The 8460-nt window shown below is 33.7% G+C and carries 11 protein-coding genes and 1 pseudogene; 5 read left to right on the top strand and 7 right to left on the bottom strand.

Annotation, left to right across the window (positions count from 1 at the left end; translation table 11 throughout):
• Positions 1-640: 640 nt before the first annotated feature.
• Positions 641-1039, bottom strand: a complete 399-nt coding sequence (locus tag V7266_RS28385) for a CotD family spore coat protein (RefSeq protein WP_335472565.1) — start codon at positions 1037-1039, stop codon at positions 641-643.
• A 146-nt stretch (positions 1040-1185) separates the two neighbouring features.
• Between V7266_RS28385 and V7266_RS28380 the strand changes: the two genes are divergently transcribed.
• The gene (locus V7266_RS28380) at positions 1186-1707 is read left to right on the top strand and encodes a hypothetical protein (RefSeq protein WP_335472564.1); all 522 of its coding nucleotides are present in this window, start codon (positions 1186-1188) and stop codon (positions 1705-1707) included.
• A gap of 239 nt (positions 1708-1946) precedes the next feature.
• On the opposite strand, the gene V7266_RS28375 is transcribed toward V7266_RS28380, so the two are convergent.
• Complete coding sequence (locus V7266_RS28375) at positions 1947-2105, bottom strand: hypothetical protein (RefSeq protein ID WP_335472563.1); 159 nt, start codon at positions 2103-2105, stop codon at positions 1947-1949.
• Between the two features lie 79 nt (positions 2106-2184).
• Complete coding sequence (locus tag V7266_RS28370; RefSeq protein WP_197031452.1) at positions 2185-2256, bottom strand: YjcZ family sporulation protein; 72 nt, start codon at positions 2254-2256, stop codon at positions 2185-2187.
• A 476-nt stretch (positions 2257-2732) separates the two neighbouring features.
• Between V7266_RS28370 and V7266_RS28365 the strand changes: the two genes are divergently transcribed.
• Positions 2733-3572 (top strand): DUF2935 domain-containing protein, encoded by an 840-nt coding sequence (locus V7266_RS28365; RefSeq protein ID WP_335472562.1) that lies wholly within the window; start codon positions 2733-2735, stop codon positions 3570-3572.
• Between the two features lie 239 nt (positions 3573-3811).
• Here V7266_RS28365 and V7266_RS28360 read toward each other — a convergent pair whose 3' ends face one another.
• A complete protein-coding gene (locus V7266_RS28360; RefSeq protein ID WP_335472561.1) occupies positions 3812-4024 on the bottom strand; it encodes a hypothetical protein in 213 nt (70 codons plus the stop codon).
• 216 nt (positions 4025-4240) lie between these two features.
• On the opposite strand from V7266_RS28360, the gene V7266_RS28355 reads away from it, so the two are divergent.
• Together V7266_RS28355 and V7266_RS28350 are read left to right on the top strand one after the other, a co-directional pair.
• The gene (locus V7266_RS28355; RefSeq protein ID WP_335472560.1) at positions 4241-4441 is read left to right on the top strand and encodes a hypothetical protein; all 201 of its coding nucleotides are present in this window, start codon (positions 4241-4243) and stop codon (positions 4439-4441) included.
• Positions 4442-4546: 105 nt separating this feature from the next.
• Positions 4547-4993 (top strand): NUDIX domain-containing protein, encoded by a 447-nt coding sequence (locus V7266_RS28350; protein WP_335472559.1) that lies wholly within the window; start codon positions 4547-4549, stop codon positions 4991-4993.
• 904 nt (positions 4994-5897) lie between these two features.
• Here V7266_RS28350 and V7266_RS28345 read toward each other — a convergent pair.
• The gene (locus tag V7266_RS28345) at positions 5898-5984 is read right to left on the bottom strand and encodes a YjcZ family sporulation protein (RefSeq protein ID WP_235744358.1); all 87 of its coding nucleotides are present in this window, start codon (positions 5982-5984) and stop codon (positions 5898-5900) included.
• Between the two features lie 53 nt (positions 5985-6037).
• The gene (locus V7266_RS28340) at positions 6038-6175 is read right to left on the bottom strand and encodes a YjcZ family sporulation protein (protein ID WP_335469707.1); all 138 of its coding nucleotides are present in this window, start codon (positions 6173-6175) and stop codon (positions 6038-6040) included.
• A gap of 791 nt (positions 6176-6966) precedes the next feature.
• Between V7266_RS28340 and V7266_RS28335 the strand changes: the two genes are divergently transcribed.
• Positions 6967-7443 (top strand): hypothetical protein, encoded by a 477-nt coding sequence (locus V7266_RS28335; protein ID WP_335472558.1) that lies wholly within the window; start codon positions 6967-6969, stop codon positions 7441-7443.
• 65 nt (positions 7444-7508) lie between these two features.
• On the opposite strand, the pseudogene V7266_RS28330 reads toward V7266_RS28335, so the two are convergent.
• A pseudogene (locus V7266_RS28330) lies at positions 7509-8367 on the bottom strand (cation diffusion facilitator family transporter).
• Positions 8368-8460: the final 93 nt, after the last annotated feature.

Below are 8460 nucleotides of genomic sequence, written 5' to 3'. Positions count from 1 at the left end.
CTTGGAAATTATCCATTCCCAAAGTCTGGAGTTCATTTTGAAAATTATGCATTTTTACCTCCCATGTTTATTTAATATTTAGGTTAAACGGACATCTAACAAGAAATTTGACCGAAGAAATTTTGTTAGTTCTTTGTAAAAGAGCGATTCTAAGTGTGCTCTCTTCAACAAAATATGATTCCAATTAGGTGGCTGTTACGGGTTTAAAAGCCTATTTCATGTTAAAAGAATTATAAGTTGTTGTTTTGGAAGCAATGATGGCTAATTAATTTTGTTCAACTTGCTTTAATGCTCAACGAAATATCTCATGAGGGGAAGATTTGGTTATGAAAAGAAGGAGCCAGTCAAGCCTTATTCTAGTTGGGAACTAAGGGTGGAATACTACCCTTTGTATTGGTGTAAGATTGTGAAGTAATACACTTCAACTAACGGGGTGCGTTAGTTGAAGATAGATCTGCGTGGCAGCTCTTATTTTTTCGCATTTGACATAAATAGTGACGTAGGAACAACTTATTAATTTTATATAAAAAAGGTACCCTTTGGGTACCAAGGAGATTTTGTATCTAGGAACGATTTTAGTTTATGCAAATGTCCCAGTAATTGATAAAAAAATAAACCCCAAAAATGGGGTTAAAAGAAACTAAAATCCAAATGGTCCCATCGGAGGACAACAAGGGTTGACTGGAACACCGCACATTGTATGTGTTTCACAGCATTCATTTACGCAGGATTCTGTGTGCGGGAAAAAGTGTTGATGATTAACATGCAGTTTGTTAACCGTTGTTGTATGTGAAGGATGTAAATGTGTAACTACTTTATTGAATAAATTTGTTTTTACATATTGTTGTGCAGGGTCAACTAGTCCTGGATCATACTGTGTAGGAAACACTTGAGGCGGACAGTATTGAGGTGGACATGGTGGTGGTGGTGGGCAAAATTGGGATGGCATTTGTTGTAAAGGAGCTATCTGATTAGGCAAGGCATTCGGCATGGCATTTGGAAACATATTTGGTGGAACATTTCTATTTCTATTCATCATTAAATAACCTCCATATGAGTTTGTCTCGGTATATCATTAGTCTATTCAATTTCATATTTTGTGGACTAGTTGAACACCTATTTTACAGTTAGAATGATTCACATTATGAAGTTATGGTGAAAGTTTGTACTTAAACGGATTTTTTAATGGAAAAGAAACAAAAAAAAAAGAGTGACCGATTAAGCCGCCAATTATGTGTTTTGACTATATACTTTTATAGTTTGTACATATATTATATTGTTGTTGCATTCCCTGCAATAGTTGCTTCGTTCGCAATCGTCTTAATGATGGTTGCTTTTTTCTTTTTCCATAAAAAAGTTTGTAAAATACTAAATTTGGTCCATAACCGTGCTGTTTCTAAACTAATGGGGGATAGAGATCAACCATATGTAGGCTACTTCGGCAGCCTTTTCACTATTTTGACTTCACTTATAAAAGAAACAGTAACATTTGTAGGAATTCACTATCGTTTTAGGGAAGTAAAGGGCAAGAAAAAGATTATGGAACTTATTATCAATTATATTGAGACCATTCCCAGTAGGTGTTTATGGATTTTCCAATTAACCTTCGGTAAATTTAAGTTATATCTATTAGCAAATTTAATAAATAATCTTGTTTATGCAATTGGAATAATACCTTTTTTAGTCAAAAAAGGGGGGGGTGCATAGTAGCAAGCTTACTAGGATCCTTCGTCGGTAGTATTCTTGCTCTTAGGATCCTTAGCGAAGAGGCTGACTTCAACTGCAATCCGTCATCTGTACAATCAGTCTCTTCGGAATATGGATGAGGTGATGAATTTCATTGAAAGAAGACGTACATCATTACCCCTGTTCATTAACTTTTAGGTGAAAACCGCAAAAAAAAAGAGAGCCCTTAGGCTCTTTGAAAACATGTTTAATTCATATACTTAAAAGAATCCGCGTCTGCTTCTTTCAATTTCGATTTCGATACGTCTTCTTCTCTCTATCTCGATTTCAATTTCAATACGTCTTCTTCTCTCTATCTCGATTTCGATTTCAATAGGGAGAAACCCTCTTCTTCTAAAGCCGTCAGGGAAAAAAACCAAGTGTAATCATCCTCCTATCTTTTCAGGATTCTAGACAAAGGGACAGATTAAAATCAATTTGCCCTTAGTTCATTACAATTTAGTAGCCCATAAAAGAAGTTCCGACAATGATTAGGAGAATGAACAATACCACAATTAATGTAAAAGACATACTTAATCCGTCAACCATTTATATCACCTCCAGTACCTATTGGGTTATCTGAGGAATGAATACTTTCCTCTATTTATATATATTTCTTTGGACAAGTCTTGATTGGACAATAATCATCATATTTCTAAGAAATCCGCCATTTGGTTAACCCTAAAAATATAAAAGCGTCTGCAATTCTTGCAAACGCCTCGTGGAGTAACTTATCTAAGATGCATTCAGCAGAACTAGTTTTTACTCAGAGTCTATTGAAAAATTTTTCCTGCATTATATGCAAAAGTGCTAGGGATAGAATTAACGAAATATACTTTCAACATCTATTGCAAGGGGAGCTAATGATAATCATAGGCAGAACAAAGATATAGTCCTCTCTTTATTTCATATTTTCAAAAGTAATACGGAACCATTACTTTAAGGCATATTCAATTGACAATGTAAATATGAATAGAGGAAAAGGAGTATTTCAGGGAGGTCAAAGAATGAACGGGGATCATACACCTATGCATGCTGATACAGGTGTTACATCTGGATTGTTTGTTGAGCGCTCTTTAAATGAAATTCGTTTTTGGGCTAGGATTATGAAAGAACATTCTTTATTTCTTCGATTGGGTTTTAGAGCAGAAGATACTCAACTAATTCAGGAGGCTAATCAATTTTATCGCTTATTTGAACACATTGAACAAACTGCCCATTCTTTTAATAATCAAACAGACCCTGAACAAATAAGAAGATTTAATTCAGAGGTGCAACAAGCTGCAACTAATATTTTCGTTTTTAAACGGAAAGTATTAGGACTAATTCTCACATGCAAACTACCAGGGGCAAATAATTTCCCATTATTAGTTGACCATACAAGTAGAGAAGCTAATTATTTTAGAAAACGATTAATTGAATTAAATGAAGGGAAATTACAATCGCTTCCAGATGCCATTATTAAAGAAAATGTCTTCTTCTTAAGAATTATGGCAGACCATGCCAAATTTATTGGTCATCTCCTTGATCCATCTGAAAGGAAACTAGTTGATTTAGCACGGAATTTCAGCAATGATTTTGATCAATTGCTGTATCAAGCAAGGGACTTAGAATCTATGAAGCCACAATCTCAAACAGTTCCTATGTTAGATCAATTCCTTGATCAAAATCGAGTGTCGGTTGCTTCTCTTAGGGACTTCAAGAAAACAGCCCGTGATTTAATTGAGCAATGTAAAATAAAGAGCATTATTCATCCTTTACTTGCAGACCATGTTTTTCGGGAAGCTGATAGGTTCCTAGAAATTATTGATATGTTTGACTCACATCTTACTGGTGGTACCAGATAACAAGAAAACAGAAAAAGTTAAAGAATGTGCATGTTGGGTTAATAAAGCATGGGGGGCTGAATTAAATATCGAGTTGCGACGCCAGCTCCTTTTTTATTAATACTTACAAGATGGTGAAGAGTTGTATTTAAATTAACAGGTGCTTTCGTGAAGAAAATCCACTGATTTTTGTCAGTGGATTTTTTGTTTGTTTAATGGAAGACCTCTTACGATTAACTTTTTATTTAATCATGGGGATTCTAGTTACTTAATTCCATTAATAATTCGTGGACAATGTGTTGTTCAAAATCTTTTGGCTTATCTAATAGTATCCCTCTTCTTGACGCAACTGCAATTATTAGTCCTAATTCATAGTACATATTTTTAGTAACTATTCCTTTTGAAATCATTTTCTTCATTTCATAATAAAATTGAATCAAAAAATCACTTGGTAATTTTTCATACAAAGACATTTTCGAAAACACCCACTAATCCTACTATATTAATAGGAATAATATCAATTGAAACTGAATTTGAAAAGAGTTTTTCGCCAGATTCATAAATTTGCTATTTTATTACAGATAGGTTTGACAATACAGTTTTATCTTGGTGAATTAGCAGAAGGTTAGTTGAAGAAGAAAATGTTATTATGAAGATATAAGGTGGAAGGAGGAAGGAGGTGATTTTTTATGGTAATTCAATCAAATATGACTTCAAAAGCTATTATAAAAGTGTGGGAAGAAACAGTTAAGGTTTTTCAAAAATACAAGGTTCCAATTATAGAAAAGGCATTACAGGTATTAGTTACAGAAAGCACTCTCCAAGTTTTATTAGCTGAATTAAATTATGTTGTAGGTAGTTCCACTGCAACTTGCATAGAAGGTGGCTGACAACTGCCATCTTAAATGGAGTAGGTTACTCTTTGTAAACATATGTTTGAAGTCAAGTAAAGGTACCGTTTACTTTCAGAATGAATTTTAACATTGGAGGTATATATGGGCTATTGTGAAGATTTAAGAGAAATGATTGGGGACTCTCCATTAATCATAGTGCGATCTAGTGTAGCTATCATTAATGATGAAGGAGAAATTTTACTGAGTCGAACCGTAGGTGGAATGTGGACTATTCCAGGTGGAATTTTGCAATTAAATGAGTCAGTAGAAGGGTGTATTACACGAATTGTCTTTGAAAATATAGGCTTAAAAATAAAAACGTTAAAATTGTTTGGTGTCTATTCAGGTAAGGAATTAATAAATCGAGTCGATGAAAGGTATCATACTGTTGCAATTGGTTATTTATGTACCGAGTATGAAGGAGAAATAACTCCAGGGAGTGATCAAGGAATAGAAGCCAGATTTTTTAGATTAAATCAATTACCCGAAGAAATCGACCCTTTTATTAAGAACAAATTAATTGAATTAAAAGGTCACTTAAAAAAATAACATCCTTTTTTTCAGTTAAATGGGTGCTTCTGTTCAATAACGGGTACCTACGGCGGACCCGTTTTCTTATTGAACTAAAGGGCGTTTAGTACGATAGGCAATTATTCAACCAGGGAGTGGTATTTGCTTGAACCAGTCGTAAATACATATGTAATTGCTTACCATAATGAAAGAATTTCCAACTGAATGCTGGAGATTTCTTGAAATCTAGTTTCTGAATTTTTCCTGGAACTGCTTTACAACCCCCGCAGAGATAGTTTCTGCTATTAGGATTATATGTGTGATACCTTCGTCAATTGAACCGATTCTTGCATTCCAATCTTTTGCCAAGCTTGCAGATAAATCATTTGTCACAAATTTCAGATGCATATACAACAAATTTTTTAGATCTTCATTTTTCAAATAGGGGTTGGCACCGCTAAGAAAAGCTGCTATTTCATCAGCATTTCTATACCAATCTTTGTTTAGCTGATTCACTTTAGAGGAAATAACAAAATAAATCCCATCAAAAATAATTTTTTCATAAAACTTTCTCCTTCCAAAGTTAAAAATACCCTTTTTATTATTGATATATGGGATTTTTTTATTCCTAAAAATAGTTCACTCCCCTTATTGATCTGAATATAATTGTCCTTAAAATGAAGGAGAAAAAATGGTTGAGGGTTTAAGTTTCACAACAATTGATTGTTTCGGCTGTCTCTTATTATTTTCGTTATTCAATCAAATGACAGTTTAGTAAAAGAAAGGGTTCAAACAATTAAAAGCTCGCAAAATACGCTATGCAGATTTCTACATCAGAAAAGCAGATATTCCTATACTAGAAAATCGACTTTAAATAAGGCTGATATTGATAATCGAAAAAAGGTCCGATAAAGGACCTTTTCCTGCTCCATCCATCTTATTATTAGTAGAACACAAATGATGTACCAACGATGATAAGAAGGATGAACAATACTACGATTAACGCAAAACTACTTCCTAATCCGTCCATTTATTTCACCTCCAGCCTTAATCATTCTTCTCGCTAGAACGTGAATGGGTTTATTAAATAACAAAAGCAGTACCAACAATAATTAAAAGGATAAACAGTACAACGATTAAAACAAATGTACTGCCTCCGCCGTAACCAAAACCGCCGTAACCAAATCCGCGGCAGCCTCCGAATCCTCCGTATCCAAACATACTTATCACCACCTGTTAGATTGTTCGAAATAAACCTTTCGCTATATCATATTTCAAAAGACAAGAATTGCTTGGACAAACATCATATTGATAATGCAAAATATACAACATGCCTATAAAAGCAAAGAAACGTCTGCTTTATAGGCAAACGTTCTTTATATCCAAAGAGGTAATATATATGTCTAGGTAGCTGGCGGTGTAATAATAATATATGTACAAGATAATGAAATGACTGGACAAGTGCTGATTTTTTTAACGAATATATGTATGAGGGATAAAAGTTCTGCTGTTCTTATTGAAAATAAAAAAGGTGCACTAATTAAAAGAAGAAATATGGAGTTACTGGGCAAGGTGAAGAATTTTTCGATGAAAATAAATGGACTTATATCCCTATATGGGTGGATATAGATGACCTTTTATCCATTGATGATAAACTAAAGGAAGTTGCTTAAGAAATACAATCCTTATTCAAGTAAACCAGCTAATAGTTGTCAACATTTTTCATTAAAATGTTTAATAACTGCATGATATACTAAAAAGGGCATGCCAAATAACCTTCCGTTAATTCATTTTTGGAAGGTTTTGTGCTTGTTAGTTTAATTTGGGTTCTAAGCTATATCTTGGAAAATCAATTTGCTAATAAATAAGATCAACCAGAAATATTTAGCATTCTGGCTAACTTTATAATACGAACGGGGCCTTATAGTTGAACATTGGTGTTGTAATTACCGAGTAATAAAACAGTATCCTTTTCTGAAAAAATGGAAAATATATGGAAAAGGAGAGATTAAATGATAGGACTAATTACCGCAATAATTATATTTAATTTTATTGCATTTAAAACCAATAAAAGACTGACATCTAATCAAATTCTCCATATTTGGACATTTTCCGTTGCGTTTCAAAGTGTATTTGACGTTTTTGTTGTTTATAAATATGACGGATACTGGTATTTCAATAAAAATGTTTTAGAATGGGCAAGTATCCTTCCGCATTTGCTTTTAGTCCCATCTGTAAACATAATGTTTTTAAATTGGTTTCCTTTTAGAACCAAAGTTACAAAGAAAATTTCTTACATTCTCCTTTTCACATTTGCATGCGTAATTTATGAGGCAGTTACCTTACTTCCTGAACCTTGGGGATATTTCCATTATGGATGGTGGAAATTATGGCATGCAGCTATTTTTGACCCGATACTTTTGCTTATTCTTCTAGGATATTACAAATTGGTATGTAAGGCGGAAAACAAAATTATTTACTCCCCGTAAGAAGGTGAATACTCCCTTTTTGTGAAAATAATTGGACGGGTTACTAAGCTAAAGATACGTATTATTTAATTAGGTTCCACATGGACATGAACATCATAAACGTTATGATCATCTATTAATTTTTGTTCAACCTGGGTAGCAATATCATGTGCTTTTCGAATATCTAAATTTGAGTTAACTAAAATAATAATATCAACCACGACGTTATTACCATAATTTCTTGCCTTTATATCCTTTACACCTTTGACACCATTACAACTCTTAACGGTTGATTTATATAACTCTATTAATTTTTCATCAAACCCATCAGTCAAATGATGGGAAGCGTCCCTAAAAATCTCCCAACCTGTTTTACAAATAAGTAAACCGACTATGATTGCTGTTAATGGATCTAGCCAAGGAAGACCGAACTGTGTACCTATAATACCAATGAAAGGCCCTACGCTAACCCATGCATCGGATAGATTATCCTTTGCTGCCGCCATCACAGATTGGCTATTGATGTCGTTTGCCAATTTTTTATTATAGCGATAAACAAAGTACATCACTAACGCACAAAAGAGACCCGTCCATGCTGAAATCAAATCTGGAGATTCCGTTCTTCCGTTAAAAATACTAGTTATGGCTTCGTAAGTTACCTGTAATCCGACAACCAACATTATAAATGAGGCTACCATTGAGGCAATTGTATCACTTTTCCAATGTCCGTATGGATGGTCATCGTCAGCAGGTCGTTGGGATAATTTTAAACCGATAAGGACGGCAATTGAGGCGATTATATCAGTGGCATTGTTTAATCCATCATCTTTTAAAGCTTCAGAATGCCTATGTATCCAATAATTAAGATAAACAAATATAAGTGAAAATACTTATTATGGCTCCTCGTTCTCCCCGTTTTAAATCAAAATATGCTTGTTCTTCCATTGTTTCCTCCTTCATTTTTATTCTTATCCAATATGAAACAAAAAGATTGAGTGGGTCTAGCGAAGCCTTTTGTCGTCGTACTAACTATGTAAA

Source organism: Neobacillus drentensis, from assembly GCF_036965645.1.
Lineage (GTDB): Bacteria > Bacillota > Bacilli > Bacillales > Cytobacillaceae > Neobacillus > Neobacillus drentensis_D.
This window is presented reverse-complemented; position numbering and strand designations above follow the sequence as displayed.